This window comes from Aeromonas sp. FDAARGOS 1410 (assembly GCF_019048745.1).
GTDB classification, from domain to species: Bacteria; Pseudomonadota; Gammaproteobacteria; order Enterobacterales; family Aeromonadaceae; genus Aeromonas; species Aeromonas jandaei.
On sequence record NZ_CP077401.1, the window covers coordinates 485,001 to 510,102 of the forward strand.

The 25,102-nt window shown below is 58.9% G+C and carries 27 protein-coding genes (1 of these 27 running past the window's edge); 6 read left to right on the forward strand and 21 right to left on the reverse strand.

Going from position 1 to position 25,102, the window contains the following annotated elements; all coding sequences use genetic code 11:
* The 5 genes in view from I6L40_RS02250 to I6L40_RS02270 are tightly spaced (each overlapping or abutting the next) and all read right to left on the reverse strand, a layout consistent with a single transcriptional unit that may run on beyond the window.
* On the reverse strand, positions 1–354 hold the 5' portion of the coding sequence (locus tag I6L40_RS02250) for an energy transducer TonB (protein ID WP_216994927.1). The gene continues 309 nt to the left of window position 1, outside the view; 354 of the gene's 663 nt are visible here — the first part of the coding sequence; it begins with the start codon at positions 352–354; the stop codon falls past the left edge of the window.
* Entirely contained in the window at positions 351–752 is a 402-nt protein-coding gene (locus tag I6L40_RS02255; RefSeq protein WP_005321875.1) for a biopolymer transporter ExbD, read from the reverse strand. Before I6L40_RS02255 ends, I6L40_RS02250 begins: the two co-directional genes overlap by 4 nt.
* A complete protein-coding gene (locus I6L40_RS02260) occupies positions 749–1,279 on the reverse strand; it encodes a MotA/TolQ/ExbB proton channel family protein (RefSeq protein ID WP_216994928.1) in 531 nt (176 codons plus the stop codon). The genes I6L40_RS02255 and I6L40_RS02260 overlap by 4 nt, the downstream gene beginning before the upstream one ends.
* On the reverse strand, positions 1,276–2,583 hold the full coding sequence (locus I6L40_RS02265) for a MotA/TolQ/ExbB proton channel family protein (RefSeq protein ID WP_216994929.1): 1,308 nt from the start codon (positions 2,581–2,583) through the stop codon (positions 1,276–1,278). Before I6L40_RS02265 ends, I6L40_RS02260 begins: the two co-directional genes overlap by 4 nt.
* Entirely contained in the window at positions 2,580–3,341 is a 762-nt protein-coding gene (locus I6L40_RS02270) for a DUF3450 domain-containing protein (protein ID WP_216994930.1), read from the reverse strand. Before I6L40_RS02270 ends, I6L40_RS02265 begins: the two co-directional genes overlap by 4 nt.
* A gap of 210 nt (positions 3,342–3,551) precedes the next feature.
* Here I6L40_RS02270 and I6L40_RS02275 point away from each other — a divergent pair, with 210 nt between their 5' ends.
* Positions 3,552–4,328, forward strand: a complete 777-nt coding sequence (locus I6L40_RS02275; RefSeq protein WP_033115220.1) for a LuxR family transcriptional regulator — start codon at positions 3,552–3,554, stop codon at positions 4,326–4,328.
* Positions 4,329–4,388: 60 nt separating this feature from the next.
* Here I6L40_RS02275 and glmS read toward each other — a convergent pair whose 3' ends face one another.
* Positions 4,389–6,221 (reverse strand): glutamine--fructose-6-phosphate transaminase (isomerizing), encoded by a 1,833-nt coding sequence (glmS, locus tag I6L40_RS02280; protein WP_216994931.1) that lies wholly within the window; start codon positions 6,219–6,221, stop codon positions 4,389–4,391.
* Positions 6,222–6,277: 56 nt separating this feature from the next.
* Positions 6,278–7,051 (reverse strand): DeoR/GlpR family DNA-binding transcription regulator, encoded by a 774-nt coding sequence (locus I6L40_RS02285; RefSeq protein ID WP_216994932.1) that lies wholly within the window; start codon positions 7,049–7,051, stop codon positions 6,278–6,280.
* Positions 7,052–7,173: 122 nt separating this feature from the next.
* On the opposite strand from I6L40_RS02285, the gene blrA reads away from it, so the two are divergent.
* The 5 genes from blrA to creD all read left to right on the forward strand — a co-directional run bounded on the left by blrA (position 7,174) and on the right by creD (position 12,184).
* Positions 7,174–7,845 carry a beta-lactam response regulator transcription factor BlrA gene (gene blrA / locus I6L40_RS02290; protein WP_071914498.1) on the forward strand — a complete coding sequence of 224 codons (672 nt, stop codon included), beginning with the start codon at positions 7,174–7,176 and terminating at the stop codon, positions 7,843–7,845.
* Positions 7,842–9,263 carry a beta-lactam sensor histidine kinase BlrB gene (gene blrB, locus I6L40_RS02295; protein WP_216994933.1) on the forward strand — a complete coding sequence of 474 codons (1,422 nt, stop codon included), beginning with the start codon at positions 7,842–7,844 and terminating at the stop codon, positions 9,261–9,263. Before blrA ends, blrB begins: the two co-directional genes overlap by 4 nt.
* A 78-nt stretch (positions 9,264–9,341) precedes the next feature.
* Positions 9,342–10,136 carry an OXA-12 family class D beta-lactamase gene (gene blaOXA / locus I6L40_RS02300; RefSeq protein ID WP_216994934.1) on the forward strand — a complete coding sequence of 265 codons (795 nt, stop codon included), beginning with the start codon at positions 9,342–9,344 and terminating at the stop codon, positions 10,134–10,136.
* Positions 10,137–10,247: 111 nt separating this feature from the next.
* Positions 10,248–10,727, forward strand: coding sequence for a DUF1566 domain-containing protein (locus I6L40_RS02305; RefSeq protein WP_216994935.1), 480 nt, complete (start codon positions 10,248–10,250; stop codon positions 10,725–10,727).
* Positions 10,728–10,843: 116 nt separating this feature from the next.
* Complete coding sequence (gene creD / locus I6L40_RS02310; RefSeq protein WP_071914504.1) at positions 10,844–12,184, forward strand: cell envelope integrity protein CreD; 1,341 nt, start codon at positions 10,844–10,846, stop codon at positions 12,182–12,184.
* Between the two features lie 50 nt (positions 12,185–12,234).
* Here the strand turns inward: creD and glmU are convergent, their stop codons facing one another.
* The 14 genes from glmU to mnmG form a co-directional block, all read right to left on the reverse strand.
* A complete protein-coding gene (glmU, locus tag I6L40_RS02315; RefSeq protein ID WP_216994936.1) occupies positions 12,235–13,596 on the reverse strand; it encodes a bifunctional UDP-N-acetylglucosamine diphosphorylase/glucosamine-1-phosphate N-acetyltransferase GlmU in 1,362 nt (453 codons plus the stop codon).
* A gap of 94 nt (positions 13,597–13,690) precedes the next feature.
* The gene (locus tag I6L40_RS02320; RefSeq protein WP_033115239.1) at positions 13,691–14,119 is read right to left on the reverse strand and encodes a F0F1 ATP synthase subunit epsilon; all 429 of its coding nucleotides are present in this window, start codon (positions 14,117–14,119) and stop codon (positions 13,691–13,693) included.
* 18 nt (positions 14,120–14,137) lie between these two features.
* Positions 14,138–15,526 (reverse strand): F0F1 ATP synthase subunit beta, encoded by a 1,389-nt coding sequence (gene atpD, locus I6L40_RS02325; protein WP_026455856.1) that lies wholly within the window; start codon positions 15,524–15,526, stop codon positions 14,138–14,140.
* Between the two features lie 33 nt (positions 15,527–15,559).
* Positions 15,560–16,426 carry a F0F1 ATP synthase subunit gamma gene (atpG, locus tag I6L40_RS02330; RefSeq protein ID WP_041210471.1) on the reverse strand — a complete coding sequence of 289 codons (867 nt, stop codon included), beginning with the start codon at positions 16,424–16,426 and terminating at the stop codon, positions 15,560–15,562.
* A gap of 42 nt (positions 16,427–16,468) precedes the next feature.
* Entirely contained in the window at positions 16,469–18,010 is a 1,542-nt protein-coding gene (atpA, locus tag I6L40_RS02335; protein WP_042031086.1) for a F0F1 ATP synthase subunit alpha, read from the reverse strand.
* A 15-nt stretch (positions 18,011–18,025) separates the two neighbouring features.
* Entirely contained in the window at positions 18,026–18,559 is a 534-nt protein-coding gene (gene atpH / locus I6L40_RS02340; RefSeq protein WP_124242563.1) for a F0F1 ATP synthase subunit delta, read from the reverse strand.
* 13 nt (positions 18,560–18,572) lie between these two features.
* On the reverse strand, positions 18,573–19,043 hold the full coding sequence (gene atpF / locus I6L40_RS02345; RefSeq protein ID WP_005342350.1) for a F0F1 ATP synthase subunit B: 471 nt from the start codon (positions 19,041–19,043) through the stop codon (positions 18,573–18,575).
* Positions 19,044–19,098: 55 nt separating this feature from the next.
* Positions 19,099–19,341 (reverse strand): F0F1 ATP synthase subunit C, encoded by a 243-nt coding sequence (gene atpE / locus I6L40_RS02350; protein ID WP_005307205.1) that lies wholly within the window; start codon positions 19,339–19,341, stop codon positions 19,099–19,101.
* A 61-nt stretch (positions 19,342–19,402) separates the two neighbouring features.
* Positions 19,403–20,182, reverse strand: a complete 780-nt coding sequence (atpB, locus tag I6L40_RS02355) for a F0F1 ATP synthase subunit A (RefSeq protein WP_033115242.1) — start codon at positions 20,180–20,182, stop codon at positions 19,403–19,405.
* Positions 20,183–20,190: 8 nt separating this feature from the next.
* The gene (locus I6L40_RS02360) at positions 20,191–20,601 is read right to left on the reverse strand and encodes an ATP synthase subunit I (RefSeq protein WP_033115243.1); all 411 of its coding nucleotides are present in this window, start codon (positions 20,599–20,601) and stop codon (positions 20,191–20,193) included.
* 190 nt (positions 20,602–20,791) lie between these two features.
* A complete protein-coding gene (locus I6L40_RS02365) occupies positions 20,792–21,700 on the reverse strand; it encodes a ParB/RepB/Spo0J family partition protein (protein ID WP_042031087.1) in 909 nt (302 codons plus the stop codon).
* The gene (locus tag I6L40_RS02370; protein ID WP_033115245.1) at positions 21,697–22,500 is read right to left on the reverse strand and encodes a ParA family protein; all 804 of its coding nucleotides are present in this window, start codon (positions 22,498–22,500) and stop codon (positions 21,697–21,699) included. The genes I6L40_RS02365 and I6L40_RS02370 overlap by 4 nt, the downstream gene beginning before the upstream one ends.
* A gap of 26 nt (positions 22,501–22,526) precedes the next feature.
* Entirely contained in the window at positions 22,527–23,153 is a 627-nt protein-coding gene (rsmG, locus tag I6L40_RS02375; protein WP_216994937.1) for a 16S rRNA (guanine(527)-N(7))-methyltransferase RsmG, read from the reverse strand.
* A gap of 21 nt (positions 23,154–23,174) precedes the next feature.
* Positions 23,175–25,064 carry a tRNA uridine-5-carboxymethylaminomethyl(34) synthesis enzyme MnmG gene (gene mnmG / locus I6L40_RS02380; RefSeq protein ID WP_216994938.1) on the reverse strand — a complete coding sequence of 630 codons (1,890 nt, stop codon included), beginning with the start codon at positions 25,062–25,064 and terminating at the stop codon, positions 23,175–23,177.
* Positions 25,065–25,102: the final 38 nt, after the last annotated feature.

The window sequence follows — 25,102 nt, forward strand, 5'->3', positions numbered from 1 at the left end:
ACTCAATACCGGTGCGGTACTGGTCGCTACACCGGGGGCATAGACCTGCACCGCGCTGAGGCTGGAAACCAGATCCAGACTCGGCTCAACAGCCGCCAAGGGGGCCGCTGCGGGCATCGGCAGCGGTGTGGAGGCCAATGCGGCAGGAGGCTCTGGCAGAGGCTCGGGCTCCTGCGGCACCGGACGCTCGCGTACCTGCACCTCGGTCACCTCGTTCTGCATATTGATGACGATGGGCTTCTGTTCGCTCGCCACCTTCTCGCCCCGGGGCGGTTCAACCAGTGTGGCCATAAACAGCAGGATGCCCAGACTGAGGGCAATCCCCAGCCCCAGGCTCATCAGCTTGTATTTCATTTCGGCGCCACCGCCACGGCGATATTGGCGATACCCGCCGCCTTGGCCTCATCCATCACCCGCACCACCTTGCCGTGGGGCACCCGCTCATCGGCCTGGATCACCAGACTGGCATCGGGTTGCTCCGCCAGCAGGCGGGCGATGCTGGCCTGTACCCGCTCCACATCGATCTGCTTGCGGTCGAGGAAGATCTGACCCTGAGCCCCGATAGCCAGCATGATGCTGGAGGATTTCTGCGCCTTGGCCTGACTGGCCTGGGGCCTGTGCACCTCGAGCCCGGCTTCACGCACGAAGGAGGTGGTGACAATAAAGAAGATCAGCATGATGAACACGATATCCAGCATGGGGGTCATGTCGATCTGCACTTCGTCACGCTGGCGTTTGGATTGCCGTCTCATTGCATTACCTTCTCTTCTCGCAGGCCGTCCCGGGTCTTGGCCAGCGCACGCTTGGCCTGACTCTCGAGCCGACTGAGTAACAACACGCCAGAGAGCGCCACCACCATGCCAGCCATGGTGGGGATGGTGGCGCGGGAGATCCCGCCCGCCATGCTCTCCGGGTTAAAGCGGTTGGCCGCAGCCAACGCATCGAATACGCCGATCATGCCGGTCACTGTGCCCAGCAACCCCAGCATGGGGCAGAGCACCACCAGGGTGCGGATGAAGATCAGATGACGGTTGAGCTCAAGCTCGGCCTCGGCCAGCCAGCGCCCGCGGATCGCCCGGGCGTGCCAGCTGTGGCGCTCGCTGCGGGCTTGCCAGCGACCGAGCAGCTGTTGCTGCAACGGGCCGAACCCCAGATTGAGGTAGAGCAGTCGCTCGATCATCAAAATCCACATCAGCACCAGCAGGGCCAGAATGACCCAGAGCACCGGACCGCCACGGCCCATGAAGCTCTGCAGCTGTTGCCAGATGTCGAGCATCATGCTGCTCGCTCCATCCCGTTGTTATTGATCTCGGCGCGCTCAGCCAGAATGCCGGCCACCTGCTGCTCCAATACATTGGAGAGCTCGGTGAAGCGGGATTGCAGCAGGCTGTGGGCCAGTATCAGCGGAATGGCCGCCACCAGACCCTGTACAGTGGTGACCAGCGCCATGGAGATGCCGCCCGCCATGATCTTGGGATCGCCGGTACCAAACTGGGTGATGGCCTGGAAGGTGCCGATCATCCCGGTCACGGTACCGAGCAGACCCAGCATGGGAGCGATGGCCGCGATCACCTTGACCATGCCGATGCCACGTTCCATGCGAGGGGTCTCCTGCAGGATCGCTTCATCAAGACGCAGTTCGAGGGTCTCCATGCTCAGCCCGGGGTGTTTGTCCGCCACCGTCAGCACCCGACCGAGGGCGTTGTCGGCGTGATACTCGCCGCTCTTGAGCTGGCGGCGCACCAGAGTCAGTTCGCGGGAGAGGCTCCACAGCCGTACCGCCGCAATCCCCAAGCCGATGGCAGCCAGCAGCACGATAATGGCGCCAACCTGACCACCTTGCTGTACCTGCTGCCAGAAGGTGGGCGCTTGCGCCAGCATCGCCAGCAGAGTGCCATGAGAAGGATCCAGCGGCAGCGCTTCCCCTTCCTGACCCTGATAAGCGGCAGCGGCAGAGAGCACGCTACCGGGCAGACCCAGTACCGGGCTCAGGCCTTCGGCGGTCGGTTGCAGGAAGCCTTCGCTCCCCAGCAGAGCAAAACTGCCAACCCGGGTCAGCGACTGCTCGCTGGCAGCCCCCTGGGCATCGAGCACCTTGCCGTTGAACCGGGCAATCCGGCCAGATTCGCGGATCTCCTGCAGCAGAGTGGCGGGCAGCAGGGCGAGGGCGGCGCGATCCGGCACCTGTTTCTCCTGTGCCATGGTTTTCAGCGGGGTAAGACGCTCCGGGTACTGGCCCTCGACGGCGGATTCGCTCAGCAGCTTGACCGCATCGCTGGCGCCCTGACGGGTGACAGCGAAGATCTCGTTCATGTCGCCGGAGGCTTGCTCCCACTGGGCGTTAAGCTCAGTCAACTGCTTCTCGTTGCTGGCAAACTTGCCAGCCAGCTCCTTGCTCAGGCGCTGGGCCTCGGCCAATTTGGCGCGGGCACTGTTCAGCTCTTTGGAAACAGATGCCAGATCTTGTTGAGCCTGCTGTTCGCGAGCCTGTTCCTGCTGTTGCCACTCATCATTGGCGACAGCGGCATTGGCACCACAGGAGAGGGCAATTAGGAGGGGGAACCATTTCATGGCGACTCTCATGATTGGGCCTCCTGACTGCGGCTGACAGAGAAGGGGACATTGAGCAACTGGGGAACTTTCTTGTCGGCGGCCACATCCATCGCCTCGGCGATGGGAGAGAGCCACTGGCTGTCGAGGGCTTGCCACTGCTTCGCCTCGGCAGACCAGCGCCATGCCTGACTGCGATCGGCAGTCATCGCCAGCAGGGAGACCCGACCCAGCGCCAGCACATCAACCCGACGCGGGGCACCATCCAGCTCCAGCTCGGCGGAATAGCTATCCATCCGACTGCCATATTCGGCTTCGATCTGATAGGCCTGCAGCAACTGGCGGAATTTCTCCGCCTCGCTTACGTCCGCACGGGCCAAGGTCGCTTTCAACTGTTCAACCCGCGCCAGACGATCTTCCTTGCGCAGCGGGATATCGTTTTGCACCAGCTGTTCCAGATCGGCCTGCATCTGCAGCATCAGCGGGATCAATCCCTGACGGGTCTCTTGCACCGCTTCCAGCTGCTGGCTCAATTTGCCCAGCTCATTTTGCTGATCGGCCACCAGAGATTGCATGTAGCGGTTGTAGGCTTCGAGGTCACGCAGTTGCAGCTGGGCATTTTGCAGCTCCAGTCGTGCGGCAACGGCGGCATCGGCGGCTTTTTCCACCCGCTGCTGGGAAGCTTTCCCGGCGGCTATGCTGTTCTTGAGGGCGGGAGCAACCAGCTCGTCACCGACCGCAGCAAAGTGGACTGACAGTGGCAACAGTGCCACACCCCATAACTTGTTCATGGAATCACGTCTTATTAATGATAACTATTATCATTATCTCAAATGGCGTGCAGGCTGGCAACGAGAGGATTTTCTTGGCCTTTATGCACAAAAACAGGATAATTTTTAGACACGCACGGATAAATGGCATCGAGTGCCATCTCAAAAAAACATAAATAACGAGAAAAATCTTTTCGATCAGTGTGATAGAGATCGAAAAAGGAGAAAGTCATGCTCAACGATGCTATCTGGGAACACATCGACAAGTTCACCAAGGCAACAAAAACCAGCGATATCCAGCAGCTGCTGGAGCGCTTTAGTCATCAAATGGGCTTTGATTACTTCCGGCTGCTGATTATTTTCCCCATCAGCATGCAAAAATCCCACGTGGCACTGTTCAACAACTGTCCGACCAGCTGGTTCGATGCCTACAGCGAAAACCAGTATCTGACCCAGGATCCGGTGGTCTATCTGGGGCTGAAACAGACCCAGCCGATCTTCTGGAACAAACTCGACTGCGACTCGCCCTGGCTGCCCAGCGCCAGCCGCGACGTGATGAATCTGGCTGCCGATTTCGGGGTGCGCAACGGCGTCTCCTTCCCGCTGCACACCCCGCAGGGAGAGCACGGAATCCTCTCATTCATCACCAAGGACAAATCCAACACCGATCTGATGTTTGAAAACGTTCCCCTGCTGTCGTTTTGCGCCAGCTACATCTTCAACTCGGCGCTGCAGCTGATCAAAAGCCGCCCCGATCTGATGAGATATCTGACCGAGCTGTCGGATCGGGAGAAGGAGTGCCTGTTCTGGGCCAGCGAGGGCAAAACCTCCTGGGAGATCGCCACCATCCTCGGCATCAGCGAACGGACGGTGAACTTCCATCTCAATCAGGTGACCAACAAGACCGACTCGAAGAACCGCAGTCAGGCCATCGCCAAGGGGATCACCAGCGGCATTATAGTGCCCTCTCTAGACGAGGTGACCATCACCAACTTGCGCCTCTCCTGAGCTGGGAGCAGCAACAAAAAGAGCCGCAATTGCGGCTCTTTTTTTATCTCTGACAGCGACTTACTCGACCGTCACCGATTTTGCCAGGTTGCGCGGCTGATCCACGTCGGTGCCCTTGATAAGGGCAACGTGGTAGGAGAGCAGCTGCAACGGCACGGTATAGACGATGGGGGCGATCACCTCTTCCACATGGTTGAGGTTCATGACCCGCATGGTCTCGTCGCTCTTGAAGCCGGTATCGGTATCGGCGAAGACGTAGAGGATACCGCCACGGGCGCGCACCTCTTCCACGTTGGACTTCAGCTTCTCCAGCAGATCGTTGTTCGGCGCCACCACAATGATGGGCATCTCGGCATCGATCAGCGCCAGCGGGCCGTGCTTCAGCTCGCCAGCGGCATAGGCTTCGGCGTGGATATAGGAGATCTCTTTAAGCTTGAGCGCCCCTTCCATGGCGATGGGGTACTGACTGCCACGGCCGAGGAACAGGCTGTGCTGCTTGTCGGCAAACTCTTCGGCCAGCGTCTCGATCTGCTTGGCCAGCGCCAGGCTCTCTTTAATGCGCTGGGGCAGGGCGTGGAGCGCCTTGACCAGCTCGGCTTCGGCAGCCGCACTCAGGTTGCCGCGGCAGTGACCGACAGATGCCACCAGCATCAGCAGGCCAGCCAGCTGGGTGGTGAATGCCTTGGTGGAGGCAACGCCGATTTCGGCACCGGCACGGGTCATAAAGGCCAGCGCCGATTCACGCACCAGCGAGGAGCCCGGTACGTTGCAGATAGCCAGCGAGCTCATATAGCCGGACTCTTTGGCCAGACGCAGAGCAGCCAGGGTATCGGCGGTCTCACCGCTCTGGGAGAGGGTGATCAGCAGGCTGTTGGGGCGCACCACGGATTTGCGGTAACGGAATTCGGAGGCGATCTCCACATCGCAAGAGACGCCGGCAATCTCTTCAAACCAGTAACGGGCGACCATGCCGGAGTGGTAGGAGGTACCGCAGGCAACGATCTGTACGTGCTCCACCTTTTCGAAGATGGCGCGCGCGCCGTTGCCGAACGATTCGACCACCACGTGATCGCTGCCCAGACGCCCTTCCAGAGTGTTGGTGATCGCTTTGGGCTGCTCGTGGATCTCCTTGAGCATGTAGTGGCGATATTCACCCTTGTCACCGGCATCGTGGGAGATATCGGACTCTTTCTCCTCACGCTCAACCGGGTTGCCGGTGACGTCGAAAATATGCACGTCGCGGCGAGTCACTTCGGCCACATCCCCCTCTTCCAGGAAGATGAAGCGACGGGTTACCGCCAGCAGGGCCAGCTGGTCGGAAGCGATAAAGTTCTCGCCGATACCGCGGCCAATCACCAGCGGCGAGCCGGAGCGGGCAACGACCACGCGGCTGTCGTCGCGGCTGTCCATCACCACGGTACCGTAAGCACCGCGCAGCTGCTTCACCGCCTTTTGCATGGCAGCCAGCAGGGAGTCGGCGGATTTCAGCTCGTGGTGCACCAGATGGGCGATCACCTCGGTATCGGTATCCGAGTTGAACTCGTAGCCCAGCCCCTTGAGGGTTTCACGCAGCTCTTCGTGGTTCTCGATGATGCCGTTGTGCACCACCACGATATGGTCGGAGACATGGGGGTGGGCATTGCGCTCGGAGGGCTCGCCATGGGTTGCCCAGCGAGTGTGGGCGATGCCGGTACCACCGTGGACGGACTGCTCGTCGAGCGCCTTGGCCAGCTCGGCCACCTTGCCCAGACGGCGTACCCGCTGCAGCGGCTGGCTGGCGCTGAACACCGCCACACCGGCCGAGTCGTAACCGCGGTACTCGAGGCGGCGCAGCCCCTCTACCAGAATTTCAGCCACATCACGTTGGGCTACAGCCCCGACGATGCCACACATACACTTCTCCTTGAGATGCAAATCGTAAATTCGGTTGGATGGTTCAGAGCTCGATGTCAGCAAGTGACCGGGGCACAGATAAGCGTCACCCCTTGGGCTTGAATCTGTTCTCTGGCCTCGCTGGCCAGTCCCTCGTCGGTCACCAGGGTATGGATGCTCGACCAGGGAAGTTCGAGATTGGGGATCTTGCGGCCGATCTTTTCCGATTCGACCATCACAATGACCTCCCGCGACACCTCGGCCATCACCCGCGACAGGCCCACCAGCTCGTTGAAGGTGGTGGTACCGCGATCCGGGTCGATGCCGTCAGCCCCGATAAAGAGCTGGTCGAAGTCGTAGGAGCGCAGCACCTGCTCCGCCACCTGACCCTGAAAGGATTCGGAGTGGGGATCCCAGGTACCGCCGGTCATCAGCAGGGTGGGTTCGTTCTCCAGCTCGCGCAGGACGCCCGCCACGTTGAGGGAGTTGGTCATCACGATGAGGCCGCGCTTGTTGCCAAGCAGCGGGATCATGGCGCTGGTGGTGCTGCCGCTGTCGATGATGACGCGGTTGTGATCACGCAGCCGTTCGGCTGCCGCACGGGCAATCGCCAACTTTCGATTCGAAACTTGTTCGGGGTTCGACTCCACCACCATCTCGGAGGGGAGGGGAACGGCGCCACCGTAGCGACGCAGCAGCAGACCACCGGTCTCCAGCACGGCCAGATCTTTACGGATGGTTACTTCAGAGGTAGAAAAGTGCTTGGCGAGGGCATCGACGCTCACTTCCCCCTGCTCTTGTACCAGGGTGACTATGATGTGACGGCGCTGCTGAGTATTACGTTTGGTCATTTTTAAGTTTCGATTCGAAAGAGCATCGAAATGTTAGCGCCTTTTTTGGAAAAATAAAACAGCAAATAGGATCCGCTTTGCTTCAATGCCAGAATGAGAAGCCGATTTGCGACGAGGATGCCATGCAAAAGAGAGTTATCTGGCTGGTGGAAGATGAGGCCAGCATCGCCGATACCCTGATTTATGCCCTGCAGACCGATGGCTTCGAGGTGGAGTGGTTCACTCTGGGCCAGCAGCTGCTGAGCCGGTTGGCCCAGAGCCGGCCCGACTTTCTGATCCTCGATGTGGGGCTGCCCGACATCAGCGGCTTCGAGCTCTGCAAGCAGGTCAGAACGCTGACCGACACTCCCCTGATGTTCCTCACCGCCCGCAGCGAGGAGATTGATCGGCTGATCGGGCTGGAGATCGGCGCCGACGACTATGTGGCCAAACCCTTCTCGCCGCGGGAGGTGTGTGCCCGGGTGCGGGTCATCCTGCGCCGCAGCCAGCCCTCGACCCAGCCAGCCCCGCTACTGGCACTGGATGAGGAGCGAGCCCGTATTCACTTTCGCGGTCAACCGCTGGCCCTCACCCGTTACGAATATCTGCTGCTCAAGACCCTGATGCAGGCGCCGGGCCGGGTCTACTCCCGCCAGCAGCTGATGGATCTGGTGTGGCAGGATGCCGAAGAGAGTCTGGACCGCACCGTCGATACCCATATCAAGACCATCCGCGCCAAGCTGCGCGAGCATGATCCCGAAGCCAACCTGATCCTCACCCATCGCGGGCTGGGCTATAGCCTGGAGCTGGCATGAGACTCGGACTGCAACTGCTGTGCGGCCTGCTGCTGATCTTCGCGCTGGCCGCCTGGTTCGTGCTGGAGATCTTCGTCGAGGAGATCAAACCCGGAGTGCGCAGCGCCACCGAGGATACCCTGGTCGACATGACCCAACTGCTGGCGCCGCTGGCGCTCGATGATCTGCAAGAGGGCAATATGATGAACGGGCGGCTGGCCAGCGCCTTCGCCCGTCTCAACCAGAATCCCATCAATGCGATGATCGACGGCCACCTCAAACAGCAGGCGGAGTACCGCATCTATGTGACGGATCGGCAGGGGATGGTGATTTACGACTCCGACGGCACGGATCTGGGCAAGGATTATTCCCGCTGGAACGATGTCTACCGCACCCTGCGCGGTCAGTATGGCGCCCGCAGCACCCGCACCGATCCCGACGATGCCGCCAGCTCGACCATGTATGTGGCGGCACCGCTGCGGGAGGGGACAGAGATCATCGGCTCCCTCACCGTCGCCAAACCGAATCGCACCCTGATGCCCGCCATCGAGCGGGGTGAACGGGAACTGCTGCAGGCCGCCGGCCAGATGCTGTTCATCTCGCTATTGATCGGCAGTCTGCTGGTTTGGTGGCTCAACCGCTCCATCGGCAAACTGGTGCACTACGCCGAATCGGTCAGCAAGGGGGAAGCTGCGCCACTGCCGCAACTGTACACCGTCGAGCTGGATCGGCTCGGCCACGCCCTCGAAACCATGCGCCACCAGCTAGATGGCAAGAGCTATATCGAGGGCTATGTCCACAGCCTGACCCACGAGCTGAAGAGCCCGCTGGCCGCCATTCGCGGGGCAGGGGAGATCCTGGCCGAAACGCCGCCCCCCGAGGTGGCCAGCCGCTTTATCGGCAACATCAATCAGGAGAGTGCCCGCATGCAGCAGCTGATCGAACGGATGCTGCAACTGGCGCGGCTGGAGTCGGGGCAGGGGCTGGATCGGCAAGCGGTAGAACCGGCCGGGCTCGGTAAGCGGGCGCTCGATGCCCGCCAGATTATCACCCAGCGCCGGCAGGTAGCGCTGGTCGCCGAGCTGGCCGGTGCCCCCAAGCAGAAGTGGGACCCGCTGCTGGTGGAGCAGGCCATCGGCAACCTGCTGGACAACGCCATCGACTTTTCACCGGCAGGCGCCAGCGTCACTCTCAGCGGCACCCAGCAGGAGGATGGCTACTGTTTTCGGGTCACCGACAGCGGCCCCGGCATTCCCGACTACGCATTGCCACGGATCTTCGAGCGCTTCTACTCCCTGCCGCGCCCCGACAAGGGCAAGAGCAGTGGTCTCGGGCTCAGTTTCGCCCATGAGGTGGCCCACCAGCATGGCGGCCGTCTGACCCTCGCCAACCGGCCGGAGGGTGGTGCAGTGGCCGAATTCTGGCTGCCGCTCATCTAGCAACGGCCACTTCACATTCACCACACAGAGCGGCGCTATCCTGCCGCTCTTTCACTTATCAACCCAAGGAATCGCCCCATGTCTCGCCTGCTTCTTTCCGGCCTGTTGGCTACCGGTCTGCTCTGCGCAGTACCGGCCTCCGCCGCCAGCGGCTGTTTTCTCTATGCCGATGGCAACGGTCAGACTCTCTCCAGCGAAGGGGACTGCTCCAGCCAGCTGCCGCCCGCATCCACCTTCAAGATCCCGCTGGCGCTGATGGGTTATGACAGTGGCTTTCTGGTGGATGAAGAGCATCCGGCGCTGCCCTACAAGTCGAGCTATGACGGCTGGTTGCCCGCCTGGCGCGAAACCACTACCCCGCGCCGCTGGGAAACCTACTCGGTGGTCTGGTTCTCCCAGCAGATCACCGAGTGGCTGGGGATGGAGCGCTTCCAGCAATACGTCGACCGCTTCGACTACGGCAACCGGGATCTCTCCGGCAATCCGGGCAAGCATGACGGCCTGACCCAGGCCTGGCTCAGCTCCAGCCTCGCCATCAGTCCGGAGGAGCAGGCTCGCTTCCTCGGCAAGATGGTGAGCGGCAAGCTGCCGGTCTCGGCGCAGACCCTGCAGTACACCGCCAATATCCTCAAGGTGAGCGAGATCGACGGCTGGCAGATCCACGGCAAGACCGGCATGGGCTACCCGAAGAAGCTGGATGGCAGCCTCAACCGCGATCAGCAGATCGGCTGGTTCGTCGGCTGGGCCAGCAAACCGGGCAAGCAGCAGATCTTCGTCCACACAGTAGTGCAGAAACCGGGCAAGCAATTCGCCTCGCTCAAAGCGAAAGAAGAGGTGCTGGCCGCCCTGCCCGCACAACTCAAGAAGCTCTGATCCCCACATAACCTGACGACAGGGCTGGAGGCCAAAGCTTCGCAGCCCGCTCCGATCATCAGGGTCAGCCCGCCGACACCGGGCTGACCGCCATCCGCACAAGAGACAAAAATGAAATTATTCCTGTGGCTGCTCTGGCTTCCGGCCAGCATGGCGCTGGCCGCCTGCGACCTCTCCGATCGCCTGAGTCGGCAAGGGGGAGTCATCCATGATCGGCTCAACCACCTCGAATGGCAGGCGTGCAGCCTGGGCAGCGAGTGGCAGGAGGGGAAAGGGTGCGTGGGCACACCGGCCCTGCTGACGCTGCTTGAAGCCAAGGATGAAGCGGCCCGCCTTGGCGAGGGGTGGCGTCTCCCCACCATCCAGGAGCTCTTCACCCTGCTCGACGAAAATTGCCGGGCGCCGATGACAGACCCCAACTTCTTTCCGGACATCCATGACAACGGGGAAAATGCCGCTCCCTACTGGACATCCAGCACCATCGAGGAGATGCCGGAACTGGTCTACTACATCGACTTTATACACGGAGTGATCGATGGCCATACCGATCGCTTCGCGCAAGCCGCCCGGCTGGTGCGCTCCCGCCCCTGAACAATTCCACGGCGCCTGATGGCGCCGTTTTGCTCAGTTCACAGCCACTTCACACAAGCCCATCACCACTTCACGCCAGACTGACAGACTCGCTCCACAGAACAAGGAGACGTGTCATGGTCAAACAGATATTCACCCACAAGATCTTTCTGCTGCTGTTGCTCAGCCTGCTGCTGATGGTACCGGTGCAATCCATCATGGAGCTGAACCGGGAGCGGCAGATTTACCGCAATCAGGCGATTCAGAGCATCATGGCCAGCAGCAGTGGCCCGCAACGGCTGATGGGGCCGGTTATCGTGCAGCCCTATACCCGTTCGGTGACGGTCGAGCAGGATGGCAAGCGCTTCGTCCGTCAGGAGCAGACCTATCGCTACCTGCTGCCGGAACAGCTGGACGTGCAGGCCACCATGGAGGTGACCCCGCGCAAGCTCGGCATCTATCAGGCGCAGGTCTATCAGACCCGGCTCTCCCTCTCCGGCCGTTTGCCAACAGCGGCTCAACTACAAGAGAGCACGCCGCTCGCCGGGGATGATGAGCTGGTGGCAGGCAAACCCTACCTGAGTCTGGTGCTCTCCGATGCCCGCGGCATCAACAGCGTGCCCGAGTTGCAGCTCGGCAAGCTTCGCACCCCCTTTGCTCCGGGTGCCCGCCTCGGCAGCACCCTGGCCGGGATCCATGCTCCTCTCGACAGCCTGCCTCAGCAGGATGGTACCTTCCATCTGGAGCTCAATCTGCAGGGGATGAACGAGCTGGAAGTGGTGCCGCTCGGCCGGGAGAGCAAGCTGCAACTGGCCGGCAACTGGCCCCACCCCAACTTTATCGGCGACTTCCTGCCGGCCAGTCGCAGCCTCAATCAGGAGGGGTTCAGCGCCAGCTGGCAGACCAGCTGGTTCGCCACCGACATGGAGAGCCGCTTCAACCGGGCGATGAACGGCGGGGAGGGAGAACTGCCCACCTTCAGCGTCAGTCTGGTGCAACCGGTGGATCACTATCAGCTCAACGAACGGGCGGCCAAGTATGCCCTGCTCTTCATCGGTCTCACCTTTATCAGCTTCTTCATGTTCGAGCTGCTCAAGGGGCTGCGGGTTCACCCGATCCAGTACGCGCTGGTAGGCATGGGGCTGGCCATCTTCTATCTGGTGCTACTGGCCCTGACCGAACACCTCGGCTTTGGCTGGGCCTATCTGGTGGCCGCGCTGGCCAGCGTGCTGCTCAACGGCTTCTACCTCAGCCATGTGCTGGGTGGCCCGAAGCAGGGGATCGGCTTTGCTGCGCTGCTCGGGCTGGTCTATGCCATTCTCTACAGCCTGCTGCAGGCCGAAGAGATAGCTCTGCTGCTCGGCGCCCTGCTGCTGTTCGCAACCCTGGCGCTGATCATGCTGCTGACCCGCAAGCTCGACTGGTATAAGGTGATGGGGAATGTCCCGACGCCCCCCGCCAGCGGGCAGGAGAAATGAAAACAAAACCGGCGCCATCAGGCGCCGGTTTGCATTTCATTGATCGGGCATCACTTCTTCTTGACCGGGCGAGCCCAGTTTTTGATGTGACGCTGGGGCACCCGGGTGATCACCAGTTCGTGTGCGGCCACATCCTTGGTGATGGTAGAACCCGCCCCCAGAGTCGCCCCCTTGCCAATGCGCACCGGCGCCACCAGCTGGGTATCGGAACCGACAAACACATCATCCTCGATGATGGTCTGGAATTTGTTCACACCGTCGTAGTTGCAGGTGATGGTACCGGCACCGATATTCACCTTGGCACCCACCTCGGCATCCCCCAGATAGGTGAGGTGACCACACTTGGAACCAACCCCCAGACGAGCCTTCTTCATCTCGACGAAGTTGCCGACGTGGGCATCCTGCTCCAGCACGGCACCCGGACGCAGACGGGCAAACGGGCCGACCGAACACAGGTCTGCCACCTGAGCCCCTTCAACGATGGTGTAGGGCTTCACTTCGGTGTGATCGCCAATGACGCAATCCTTCAGCACGGCACCGGCACCGATACGGACGTGGTTGCCAAGAGTCACCTTGCCCTCAATGATGACGTTTACATCAATAACGACCTCTTCACCAATTTCCAAAACCCCACGCAAATCAAAGCGTGCAGGGTCGATCATGGTTGCACCTGCAATCATCAACTTCTCGGCCTGCATCTGCTGATAGCTGCGCTCAAGCTGAGCCAGTTGGATCCTATTATTGGCCCCTTCCACCTCGGCGGCGCGCTCCGGATGAACGGCGGCAATCGGGCAATTATCGCCGTGAGCCATCGCGATCACATCGGTCAGATAGAACTCGCCCTGAGCGTTTTTGTTGTCGAGACGAGACAACCATTGACGCAGCTGGCCCCCATTGGCCACCAGCACGCCGGTGTTTACCTCACGGATCGCCAGCTGTTCAGCGTTGGCATCCTTCTGCTCGACGATGCCGACTACCTGACCATTTTCCCGGACGATGCGGCCATAGCCGGTAGGGTTGTCCAGCACCACGGTCAGCAGTGCCATCCCGTTTTCCGCTTTGGCGGCGAGCAAGCGCTGCAGGGTCTCGGGCTGGATCAGCGGAGTATCGCCGTAGAGCACCAGCACGTCGTCCTCATCCTTCCAGAACGGGATGGCTTGGGCAACGGCGTGACCGGTTCCCAGCTGCTGGGCTTGCAACACCCAGTTGACATCAGCCGCCACGATCCGCTCTTTCAGCAGCTCGGCACCATGGCCATAAACTAGATGCAGCTGCTCGGCACCGACCTGACGGGCGGTATCGATCACATGGGAGACCATGGGTTTGTTGGCAACCGGGTGCAGTACCTTGGGCAGGGAAGAGCGCATGCGGGTGCCTTTACCCGCAGCCAGGATCACGACGTTGAGGGACATAAATTGACCTTTGGAACATGAGGAAATACTCGGCGGAGTCTATCCAACGGGCAAAAAAAAAGCGACCCGAAGGTCGCTTTTTACATCACCGTTATTAGCGGTAATTCTTTTTGACGATATCGATGACTCGCAGTTGAGCCATCGCCTTGGCCAGCTCGGTAGCGGCCTGGGCGTAGTCCATATCGCCATGGGAGCTGTGGATCCGCTCTTCGGCTGCGCGCTTGGCTTCCTGGGCTTTCGCCTCATCCAAGTCGTCGGCACGAATCGCGGTGTCCGCCAGCACGGTCACGGCTTCGGGTTGTACTTCCAGCATACCGCCGGAGATGTACAGCACCTCTTCAGTTCCATTCTGCTTCACCAAGCGGACCAGGCCCGGCTTGATGGCAGTCAGCAACGGAGCATGACCGTGGCGGAGACCCAACTCACCTTCGGAGCCTGATACCTGAGCGGATTGCACGCGACCGGAAAACAGTTTTCCTTCGGCGCTCACCACATCCAGGTGAAAGGAGATCATCTCAGCCATGGGCCCTCCAGTAGAGGCTTACAGTTTCTTGGATTTCTCGACGACTTCGTCGATACCGCCAACCATGTAGAACGCCTGCTCGGGCAGATCGTCATACTCGCCTTTCAGGATGCCCTGGAAACCACGGATGGTCTCTTTCAGCGGCACGTATTTACCCGGAGAACCGGTAAACACTTCTGCTACGAAGAACGGCTGGGACAGGAAACGCTCGATCTTACGGGCACGGGCTACGGTCAGTTTGTCTTCTTCTGACAGTTCATCCATACCCAGGATGGCGATGATGTCCTTCAGCTCTTTGTAGCGCTGCAGTACGGTCTGAACGCCACGAGCAGTCTCGTAGTGCTCTTTGCCAACTACCAGCGGATCCAGCTGACGAGAGGTAGAGTCCAGCGGGTCAACGGCCGGGTAGATACCCAGTGCCGCGATCTGACGGGACAGTACGACGGTCGCATCCAGGTGGGCGAAGGTGGTCGCCGGAGACGGGTCAGTCAAGTCATCCGCAGGAACGTAAACGGCCTGTACGGAGGTGATGGAACCGGTCTTGGTGGAGGTGATACGTTCTTGCAGAACACCCATCTCCTCGGCCAGAGTCGGCTGGTAACCTACTGCGGAAGGCATACGGCCCAGCAGTGCGGATACTTCCGTACCGGCCAGGGTGTAACGATAGATGTTGTCCACGAAGAACAGCACGTCACGACCTTCGTCACGGAACTTCTCGGCCATGGTCAGGCCGGTCAGCGCTACGCGCAGACGGTTTCCGGGCGGCTCGTTCATCTGACCGTAAACCAGAGATACTTTGTCCAGTACGTTGGACTCCATCATCTCGTGGTAGAAGTCGTTACCCTCACGGGTACGCTCACCTACACCGGCGAACACGGAGTAACCGCTGTGCTCGATCGCGATGTTACGGATCAGCTCCATCATGTTTACGGTTTTGCCTACACCGGCACCACCGAACAGACCCACTTTACCACCCTTGGCGAACGGACATACCAGGTCGATAACCTTGATGCCGGTCTCCAGCAGCTCGGTGCTGTTGGACTGATCTTCGTAGCTGGGGGCTTCACGGTGGATTGACCAGCTCTCTTCTTCACCGATTGGGCCTTTCTCGTCGATTGGCTCGCCCAGTACGTTCATGATCCGACCCAGAGTCGCAGTACCGACCGGAACCTGGATGGATTTACCGCTATTCATTACTTCCAACCCACGACGCAGACCGTCGGAGGAACCCATGGTGATGCAACGAACGACGCCGCCACCGATCTGTTGCTGAACTTCCAGCACCAGACCCTGGCCTTGACCTTCGCTAACGACCTTCAGTGCATCGTACACCTGGGGCACGGCATTCTGCGGGAACTCGATGTCCACTACAGCGCCGATGATTTGGACGATGAAACCGTTACTCATGTCAAATCCTCTAAACCTTTGATAACCCTTGCCTTACACCGCAGCAGCACCGGATACGATCTCTGTCAGCTCCTGGGTAATACTGGCCTGACGGGCCTTGTTGTATACCAGTTGCAGATCGTTAATCAGGTTACCGGCGTTGTCAGTCGCGGCTTGCATGGCAACCATTCGGGCTGCCTGTTCACTGGCCAAGTTTTCCACTACACCCTGGTAAACCTGAGATTCGACATAGCGAACCAGCAGGGTATCCAGCAGCTTCTTGGGATCCGGCTCATAGAGGTAATCCCAGTGGTGTTTCTTGGCGAGCTTGCTGTCTTCAGTTACGGGCAAAGGCAGCAGTTGATCGACCCGTGGTTGCTGCACCATGGTGTTGACGAACTTGTTGTACACCAGATACAGCTTGTCAATCTCACCGTTGTCGTAAGCCTTCAGCATGACCTTGACTGAACCAATCAGGTCATTGACGCTCGGGTTATCGCCCAGTCCTGCGACGTGAGCTTTCACCTTGGCGCCGTGCCGTTCAAAGAAGTTGGAGGCTTTGTTGCCGATCAGAGCCAGGTCAACCTTGGCACCTTTCGCGCTCCATTGCTTCATATCATTGAGGGCAGCCTTGAACAGGTTGATGTTCAGACCACCACACAGGCCACGGTCGGTGGAGACGACGATGTAACCCACTCGCTTGACCTCACGTTCGATGAGGTAGGGGTGCTTGTATTCCAGGTTCCCCTGAGCGATATGGCCGATCACCTTGCGCATGGTTTCAGCGTACGGACGGCTGGCAGACATGCGATCCTGCGCACGGCGCATCTTGCTTGCTGCCACCATTTCCATAGCGCTGGTGATCTTCTGAGTGTTTTTCACACTCCCGATCTTGTTACGTATCTCTTTTGCGCCGGCCATCTCTTCTCTCCATCAGGTGGCAGCTTGCGCTGCCACACACGCTTACCAGGTCTGGGTTGCCTTGAAGTTGTCCAGCAACGCAGTCAGCTTGCCAACGATCGCGTCGTTGTAGTCAGCCTTGGCATTGATTTCAGCCATCAGCTCGGCATGCTGGGTATCGGCGAAAGAGAGCAGAGCGGCTTCGAAATCGAGGATCTTGTTCAGCTCGACATCGGAGAGATAGCCTTTTTCCGCGGCGAACAGCACCAGCGACTGGTGAGCAACGCTCATCGGAGAGTACTGCTTCTGCTTCATCAGCTCGGTCACTTTCTGACCGTGGTCCAGCTGCTTGCGAGTCGCATCGTCCAGGTCGGAAGAGAACTGGGCAAACGCAGCAAGTTCGCGGTACTGAGCCAGCGCGGTACGGATACCACCGGACAGCTTCTTGACGATCTTGGTCTGGGCGGCACCACCCACACGGGATACGGAGATACCCGGATCAACCGCAGGACGAATACCGGCGTTGAAAGACTGGGAAGTCAGGAAGATCTGACCATCGGTGATGGAGATCACGTTGGTCGGAACGAACGCGGATACGTCACCAGCCTGGGTTTCGATGATCGGCAGCGCGGTCAGAGAACCGGTTTTGCCCTTCACTTCACCCTTGGTGAACTTCTCTACGTACTCGTCGTTGACGCGAGCAGCACGCTCCAGCAGACGGGAGTGCAGATAGAATACGTCGCCCGGGAATGCTTCACGTCCTGGCGGACGGCGCAGCAGCAGGGAGATCTGACGATATGCAACGGCCTGCTTGGACAGGTCATCATAAATGATCAGGGCATCTTCACCGCGGTCACGGAAGTACTCACCCATGGAGCAACCGGAGTACGGAGCCAGATACTGCAGGGCAGCAGCTTCGGAAGCAGAGGCAACCACCACGATGGTGTTGGCCAGAGCACCGTGCTCTTCCAGCTTGCGCACCACGTTGGCGATGGTGGAGGCCTTCTGGCCAATCGCAACGTAGACACACTTAATGCCGGAGTCTTTCTGGTTGATGATGGTGTCGATCGCGATGGCAGTTTTACCTACCTGGCGGTCACCGATGATCAGCTCACGCTGGCCACGACCGATAGGGATCATGGCGTCGATGGCTTTCAGACCGGTCTGGACAGGCTGGTCAACAGACTTACGCTCGATAACGCCCGGGGCAATCACTTCTACCGGAGAGAAGCCATCGTGCTCGACCGGACCTTTACCGTCGATAGGCTGACCCAGGGTGTTGACCACCCGGCCCAACAGACCACGACCAACCGGCACTTCCAGAATGCGGCCAGTACCTTTTACTTTCATCCCTTCGGCCAGATCGGCATAGGGACCCATTACTACGGCACCAACGGAGTCACGCTCCAGGTTCAATGCCAGAGCGTAGCGGTTGCCCGGCAGCTCGATCATCTCACCCTGCATGGCATCGGCCAGGCCGTGGACACGAATGATACCGTCGCTTACAGAGACGATGGTACCTTCGTTACGCGCTTCGCTCTTTACATCAAACTGCGCAATGCGCTGCTTGATCAGCTCGGCGATTTCAGTGGAATTCAGTTGCATGCTCTAATACCCCAATCAAGATTGCAGCGCGTCAGCCATGCGATCCAGCTTACCGCGGACAGTTCCGTCGATAACCAGATCACCGGCCTTGATGAGCACCCCGGCCATCAAGGACGCATCGATGCTGCAATTCAGCTTCACTTTGCGCGCGAGACGTTGTTCCAGAGAAGCCTGAATATTGGCTTTCTGCTGGTCGGTCAGTGCAATCGCCGATGTCACGTCAGCCTGAACTTCTTTATCCAGTTCAGCCTTGAACACCACAAATTCGGCAACGACCGCCGGCAGCACACCCAAGCGACCATTCTCAGCCATTACCCGGATCAGGTTCTGGCCATGCTCGTCGAGTTGCTCACCGCAGATGCTGACAAACAGTTTTGCCAGCTCTTCGGCAGCCACAGAGCCGTTTACCAGGGAGTGGATGGTCTCGTTCTCCGCTACTTGTGCAGCGAAGCTGAGCATCCCCAGCCACTGATCAACCGCCTTGTGCTCAACGGCAAACTCGAAAGCAGCCTTGGCGTAGGGGCGAGCGATTGTAGTCAGTTCAGACATAGCCCCGTTCCCGTTACAGTTCTGCTACCAGTTTGTCGACGATGTCGCTGTTGGCAGCCTGGTCGATTTGGCGCGCCAGGATCTTCTCTGCACCAGCAATGGCAAGAGCAGCAACCTGCTTGCGCAGTTCTTCTTTGGCACGATGACGTTCAGCTTCAATCTCGGCACGGCCTTGAGCCAGGATTTTTTCCCGCTCAGACTGGGCTCCGACAGTTGCCTCATCAATGATCTGGGCCTTGCGTTTGTTGGCCTGTTCAATGATTTCAGCAGCCTGGAGCTTGGCTTCTTTCAGCTGATCGACGGCGTTGGCCTTGGCCAAATCCAGATCTTTCTTGGCACGCTCTGCAGAAGAGAGACCATCAGCAATAGCTTTCTGACGGGCTTCGATGGCAGCAATCAACGGCGGCCATACGTACTTCATGCAAAACACTACGAAGAAGAAAAAAGCAATTGCTTGGCCGAGGAGGGTGGCGTTGATATTCACAGCCGATGTCCTCTTTAGTTAGTTAATGGGTTATGCCTGGAGATGTCGTAACGACTTAGCCAGCAACCGCAAACATCACGTACAGACCCAGACCAACGGCGATCATCGGGATCGCATCGACCAGACCCATTACGATGAAGAACTGGGTACGCAGAACAGGGATCAGGTCAGGTTGACGAGCAGCACCTTCCAGGAATTTACCACCCAGAATACCGATACCGATGGAAGCGCCGATAGCAGCCAGACCCATCATCATTGCAGCAGCGATGTACAGCAGGTCCATGTTCAAGTTTTCCATGAGGATCTCCATTTATTTAGATGTAATTGATTGTATAAAAAGGATTATTTGAGTCGCATCATCAATGGTCTTCCTGCGCCATCGACAGATAGACGATGGTCAGAACCATGAAGATGAATGCCTGCAAAGTGATGATCAGGATGTGGAAAATTGCCCAAGGCACGGACAGAATCCACTGTGACCACCAGGGTAGCAAACCCGCAATCAGGATAAAGATCAGTTCGCCAGCATACATGTTGCCGAACAGTCGAAGACCCAGAGAGACCGGTTTGGATACCAGCGTAACAGTTTCCAGGATGAGGTTAACCGGGATGGCAGCCGGGTGATTGAAAGGCTGAAGAGTCAGCTCCTTCACAAACCCGCCGATACCCTTGACCTTGATGCTGTAGTACAGAATCAAGAAGAACACGCCCAAAGCCATGGACATGGTGATGTTAACGTCAGCGGAGGGAACCACACGCAGATAGGGAATACCCATCAATTGTGCAGCGTGAGGGATAAAGTCAACAGGGATCAGATCCATCAGGTTCATCAGGAAGATCCAGACAAACACCGTCAGCCCCAAAGGTGCGATGACCTTGTTGCGACCGTGAAAGATGTCTTTGACGTTACCATTCACAAACTCGACCAGCATCTCCACAAAGCACTGCAGCTTACCCGGCACCCCGCTGGTAGCGTTGACGGCTACTTTGCGGAACAACAGGATAAACAGGGCGCCTAGCACGACGGAAAATACCATTGAGTCGATATTCACCGTCCAGAACCCGGACCCGACTTGCAGGTGGGTCAGGTGGTGGGAGATATATCCCTGAGGAGTCAGGACTTCTCCGGTTGCAGACATGAGTTTTCCTAATAGTGGTTGTTAAGCGTGAATGAGACTATCCACTGTACAACGAGGGCGAGGATATAAGTGGCGAAAAACGAGACGGTAACGACCTCGACTCCCGCACCAAACATCAGGGCGAATAGACCTGTTGTAGTAATGAGCTTAATCCCTGCCCCACCATAAAAGTCCCGCAGAACCAGACCCACACTCTCGGCCGTTACCTTGCGGCGCAGTACCCAGAGAGTGAACAAGGCCTGAGGAACCCAGTACATCCCCCCTCCGTAAAGGGCGGAATAACCGGCGCTGGCACCAGTCAGGTAATACCAGACGGCACTCATCGCCAGGATCAGGACCAGCTGACAAACGAGCATAACCAAGGCCAGTGTCAAACCTTCCAAGGCTATTTTCTGCTTCACCAACCTACCCCTGAACATTACAGAACTGTAAAAAATCGGGATCCGAAGACCCCATGTTAACAGCTCTAAAAGCCGGTCAAATTATACCCTTGAGGGCCACTATTGCAATATGACAAAAATCCTTAATTTTTGCGGCTTTCAGCGCAAAATCAGGGTTATGCCCATATCAAAAGGAATGGATGTTTTATTACTACAAAAAGCGTAAAAATCACGATTCCGACACGCCAAAATAGCCCAATATGCGGTCCAAATCGGACAAGTTCTCGTAACTAATTACTAACTTTCCGCTATCCCGCTTGCCAGGCTGAAGTTGTACCTGATTGCCAATTTTTTCAGCCAGCTGACGCTCCAGGTAACCGAACTGGGGATCGCGGACCGGTTCGACCCTGGCTTTTGCCGGCTCCAGCGCCTTTTGCACCAGCTTTTCGGTATCACGCACAGTCAGCCCTTTCTGGGCAACCAGCTTGGCCAGTTCGGACTGGGCCTGGCCACTCAGGGCCAGCAGGGCACGGGCATGGCCCATGTCGAGATCGCCATGCTCGACGAAACGCTTCACGTCATCGTTGAGCTGGTTGAGACGCAACAGGTTGGTCACCGTGGTGCGGGACTTGCCCACCGCCTCGGCCACCTGCTGGTGGGTGAGTTCAAATTCGGTCAGCAGTCGCTGCAGGGCGACCGCCTCTTCGATGGCGTTGAGATCTTCGCGCTGGATGTTCTCAATCAGCGCGATGGCCACCGCAGCTTCGTCAGGTACATCCTTGACGATACAGGGTACCACTTCAAGTCGGGCCAGCTGGGACGCGCGCCAGCGCCTCTCGCCAGCGATGATTTCAAAAGAGTGTTCGGCGACCGGGCGCACCACGATGGGCTGGATCACCCCCTGGGCGCGGATGGAGTTGGCCAGCTCTTCCAGCGCATCCTGCGACATGTCCTTGCGTGGCTGATACTTGCCCGAGTGCAGCCACTCGACCGGCAGCTTGCGCAGCTCACCCTGATTGGTGGGTGCCATGGCCTGCTCGGTACGTTGATCGCTCATCACCTGTTTCTGGCGGGCAGCCGTGCTGGTACTGAGCAGAGCATCCAGCCCCTTGCCCAGTCCACGTTTTTTCGGAGTCATACGCTCTCTCGGTCTGCGATGGTCGCCTGACGTTCCTGCTCCTGACGGCGAAGGATCTCGCCAGCCAGAGCCAGGTAGGCCTTGGCGCCCACCGATGATTTGTCATAGTGCATGGCCGGCGCACCGAAGCTCGGTGCCTCCGCCAGTCTGACGTTGCGGGGAATGATGGTGCGGTAGACCTTGTCGCCGAAGTGCTGTTTTAGCTGATCGGACACATCATTGGCCAGCCGGTTGCGGTGATCGTACATGGTACGCAGCACCCCTTCGATCTTGAGATCGGGATTGACCACGGCGGCCAGCTTGCTGATGGTATCGACCAGGGCGGTGAGTCCCTCCAGCGCATAGTATTCGCACTGCATGGGCACCAACACGGAGTCGGCGGCGGCCATGGCATTCACGGTCAGCATGTTGAGGGAAGGGGGACAGTCGATGAAGACGTAGTCGTACTTGTCCCGCACCGAGGCCAGCGCATTGCGCAGGCGGATCTCGCGGGCGAAAAACTCCATCAGGCGGATTTCGGCCGCGGTCACGTCGGCGTTGGCAGCAATCAGGTGATAGCCACCGGAAGTTTCGGGGATGATCACCTCGCTGATGGGGGCATCTTCGATCAGCAGCTCATAGGCGGTGCGCTCGACTTCGTACTTGTCGACGCCACTGCCCATGGTGGCATTGCCCTGCGGATCCAGATCGATCACCAGCACCTTGCGCCGGGTGGCGGCCATGGAGGCGGCCAGGTTCACACAGGTGGTGGTTTTACCCACTCCACCCTTCTGGTTGGCTATGGCAATGACTTTTCCCACACTATCCCCTAAATGAAACTGCGACCCTATTCGGGCTGGATATGTTTGAATTCCAGCAGATGACGTTCGCCTTCCAGCTCCGGCACCCGCAACTCATGACAGGCTACCAGACGGATATTGGCAGGCAACTGGACCAGCTCCTCTGCGGGATATTGTCCCTTGAGCGCGAGGAAGCTGCCCTGTTCTGACGGCAGGTGGTGACACCAGCTCAGCATGTCCTCCAGCGAAGCGAACGCTCTGCTGAGTACACCATCAAACCCGACTTCGGGTTGATACTCTTCCACCCGGGATTTGATCGGCGTCACATTGGTCAACCCCAGCTCCAGAATGACCTGGCGGATGAAGTTGATCCGTTTGCCCAGACTGTCCAGCAGAACGAACTGCTTGTCCGGGTTGATGATGGCCAGCGGCAGTCCAGGCAAGCCGGGACCGGTCCCCACATCGATGAAGCGCTCCCCGTGCAAGTGGGGGCTTACCACCAGACTGTCGAGGATATGCTTGACCAGCATGGCGTCCGGATCACGAACCGAGGTGAGATTGTAAGCCTTGTTCCACTTGTGCAGCAACTCGACCAGCTGCACCAGTTGGCTCTTTTGGGTATCGGTGATAACAATTCCGGCCTGCATGAGCAGGCCGTTCAATCTTTCCAGCATATTTTCCAACGGTAAGAATCCTCAGGCGGTTTTACGCAGCAGGCCGTGTTTTTTCAGGTGCACCAGCAGAATGGAGATGGCCGCCGGGGTGATGCCGGAGATGCGGGAAGCCTGACCGATGGTCTGCGGCTTGGCATCGTTGAGCTTGGCTTTCACCTCGTTGGAGAGGCCATTCACATCGCGATAGTCGAGATCCAGCGGCAACAGGGTGTTCTCGTTGCGCAGCTGCTTCTCCACTTCGTCCTGCTGACGATCGATGTAACCGGCGTACTTGATCTGGATCTCCACCTGCTCGGCAGCGGCAGGATCCGCCACAGCAGGGCCGATCCCGTCGATGGTCATCAGGGCATCGTAGGTCACTTCCGGACGGCGCAGCAGCTCTTCCAGGCTCTGTTCGCGCGTCAGCGGGGTGTTGACCAGGGCATTGACCGCCTCCAGCGACGGATGCTGCGGGTGGATCCAGGTCGAGCGCATACGCTGACGCTCCAGTTCTACCTGCTCCATCTTGGCGTTGAACTTGCTCCAGCGCTCGTCATCCACCAGACCCAGCTCGCGACCGATAGCGGTCAGGCGGATATCGGCGTTGTCTTCACGCAGCAGCAGGCGATATTCGGCACGACTGGTGAACATGCGATAGGGCTCGCGGGTACCCAGGGTGGAGAGATCGTCCATCATCACGCCCATGTAGGCCTGATCCCGACGCGGATGCCATGGATCCTTGTCCTGCGCACGCAGGGCCGCGTTCAGACCAGCCATCAGGCCTTGTGCCGCAGCCTCTTCGTAACCGGTCGTCCCGTTGATCTGGCCAGCGAAGAACAGGTTTGGAATGCACTTGCTCTCCATGTTGGCCTTGAGATCCCGCGGATCGAAGAAATCGTACTCGATGGCATAACCCGGGCGGGTGATGTGGGCATTCTCGAAGCCACGTACGGAGCGAACGATCTGCACCTGCACATCAAACGGCAAGCTGGTGGAGATCCCGTTCGGGTAAAGCTCATGGGTGGTCAGGCCTTCCGGCTCGACGAAGATCTGGTGCGCAGTCTTGTCGGCAAAGCGGGTGATCTTGTCCTCGATCGACGGGCAGTAGCGCGGGCCGATCCCTTCGATCACCCCGGCGTACATGGGGCTGCGATCCAGGTTATTGCGGATCACATCGTGGGTGCGCTCGTTGGTATGAGTTACGTAGCAAGGCACCTGACGGGGATGCTGGCTGGCATCACCGATGAAAGAGAATACCGGACGCGGATCGTCACCGTGCTGCTCCTGCATTACGGAGAAATCGACGCTGCGGGCATCGATGCGGGGCGGTGTGCCGGTCTTGAGGCGATCGATGCGCAGCGGCAGTTCGCGCAGACGCTGGGCGAGGGCGATCGAGGGAGGATCCCCGGCACGGCCGCCCTTGTAGTTCTCCATCCCGATATGGATCAAACCATTCAGGAAGGTACCTACAGTCAGCACCACCGTCTTGCCGCTAATGCGGATCCCGCTCTGGGTCACCACACCGGCAACACGATCCCCGTCCATGATGAGATCGTCACAGGCCTGCTGGAAGATCTTCAGGTTGGGGTAGTTCTCCAGCATCTGGCGCACGACAGCCTTGTAAAGCAGGCGATCTGCCTGAGCGCGGGTAGCGCGTACTGCCGGCCCTTTGGATGAGTTGAGAGTGCGGAACTGGATCCCACCAAGATCGATGGCACGCGCCATGATCCCGCCGAGAGCGTCAACTTCCTTGACCAGGTGTCCCTTGCCGATCCCGCCGATCGCCGGGTTGCAGGACATATGTCCCAGCGTATCGATATTGTGGGTCAGCAACAGGGTATTCATGCCCATACGGGCTGCCGCTGTTGCTGCTTCGGTTCCGGCATGACCGCCACCGACGACGATCACATCAAATTGTTCATGGTATTGCATTGGGATCACCTTGATCTGCACGCCTGAAGATCTGTTTT

Excerpts from the sequence above, each read along its gene's own strand:
- I6L40_RS02275 (WP_033115220.1), top strand. The coding sequence starts at position 3,552 with ATGCTCAACGATGCTATCTGGGAACACATCGACAAGTTCACCAAGGCA.
- I6L40_RS02320 (WP_033115239.1), bottom strand. The coding sequence starts at position 14,119 with ATGGCTGAGATGATCTCCTTTCACCTGGATGTGGTGAGCGCCGAAGGA.
- I6L40_RS02360 (WP_033115243.1), bottom strand. The coding sequence starts at position 20,601 with ATGTTCAGGGGTAGGTTGGTGAAGCAGAAAATAGCCTTGGAAGGTTTG.
- mnmG (WP_216994938.1), bottom strand. The coding sequence starts at position 25,064 with ATGCAATACCATGAACAATTTGATGTGATCGTCGTCGGTGGCGGTCAT.
- blrA (WP_071914498.1), top strand. The coding sequence starts at position 7,174 with ATGCAAAAGAGAGTTATCTGGCTGGTGGAAGATGAGGCCAGCATCGCC.
- atpE (WP_005307205.1), bottom strand. The coding sequence starts at position 19,341 with ATGGAAAACTTGAACATGGACCTGCTGTACATCGCTGCTGCAATGATG.
- blaOXA (WP_216994934.1), top strand. The coding sequence starts at position 9,342 with ATGTCTCGCCTGCTTCTTTCCGGCCTGTTGGCTACCGGTCTGCTCTGC.
- I6L40_RS02285 (WP_216994932.1), bottom strand. The coding sequence starts at position 7,051 with ATGACCAAACGTAATACTCAGCAGCGCCGTCACATCATAGTCACCCTG.
- atpG (WP_041210471.1), bottom strand. The coding sequence starts at position 16,426 with ATGGCCGGCGCAAAAGAGATACGTAACAAGATCGGGAGTGTGAAAAAC.
- I6L40_RS02365 (WP_042031087.1), bottom strand. The coding sequence starts at position 21,700 with ATGACTCCGAAAAAACGTGGACTGGGCAAGGGGCTGGATGCTCTGCTC.
- I6L40_RS02265 (WP_216994929.1), bottom strand. The coding sequence starts at position 2,583 with ATGAGAGTCGCCATGAAATGGTTCCCCCTCCTAATTGCCCTCTCCTGT.
- atpH (WP_124242563.1), bottom strand. The coding sequence starts at position 18,559 with ATGTCTGAACTGACTACAATCGCTCGCCCCTACGCCAAGGCTGCTTTC.
- glmU (WP_216994936.1), bottom strand. The coding sequence starts at position 13,596 with ATGTCCCTCAACGTCGTGATCCTGGCTGCGGGTAAAGGCACCCGCATG.
- rsmG (WP_216994937.1), bottom strand. The coding sequence starts at position 23,153 with ATGCTGGAAAGATTGAACGGCCTGCTCATGCAGGCCGGAATTGTTATC.
- I6L40_RS02305 (WP_216994935.1), top strand. The coding sequence starts at position 10,248 with ATGAAATTATTCCTGTGGCTGCTCTGGCTTCCGGCCAGCATGGCGCTG.
- atpB (WP_033115242.1), bottom strand. The coding sequence starts at position 20,182 with ATGTCTGCAACCGGAGAAGTCCTGACTCCTCAGGGATATATCTCCCAC.
- I6L40_RS02255 (WP_005321875.1), bottom strand. The coding sequence starts at position 752 with ATGAGACGGCAATCCAAACGCCAGCGTGACGAAGTGCAGATCGACATG.
- I6L40_RS02270 (WP_216994930.1), bottom strand. The coding sequence starts at position 3,341 with ATGAACAAGTTATGGGGTGTGGCACTGTTGCCACTGTCAGTCCACTTT.
- atpA (WP_042031086.1), bottom strand. The coding sequence starts at position 18,010 with ATGCAACTGAATTCCACTGAAATCGCCGAGCTGATCAAGCAGCGCATT.
- creD (WP_071914504.1), top strand. The coding sequence starts at position 10,844 with ATGGTCAAACAGATATTCACCCACAAGATCTTTCTGCTGCTGTTGCTC.
- glmS (WP_216994931.1), bottom strand. The coding sequence starts at position 6,221 with ATGTGTGGCATCGTCGGGGCTGTAGCCCAACGTGATGTGGCTGAAATT.
- blrB (WP_216994933.1), top strand. The coding sequence starts at position 7,842 with ATGAGACTCGGACTGCAACTGCTGTGCGGCCTGCTGCTGATCTTCGCG.
- I6L40_RS02260 (WP_216994928.1), bottom strand. The coding sequence starts at position 1,279 with ATGATGCTCGACATCTGGCAACAGCTGCAGAGCTTCATGGGCCGTGGC.
- atpD (WP_026455856.1), bottom strand. The coding sequence starts at position 15,526 with ATGAGTAACGGTTTCATCGTCCAAATCATCGGCGCTGTAGTGGACATC.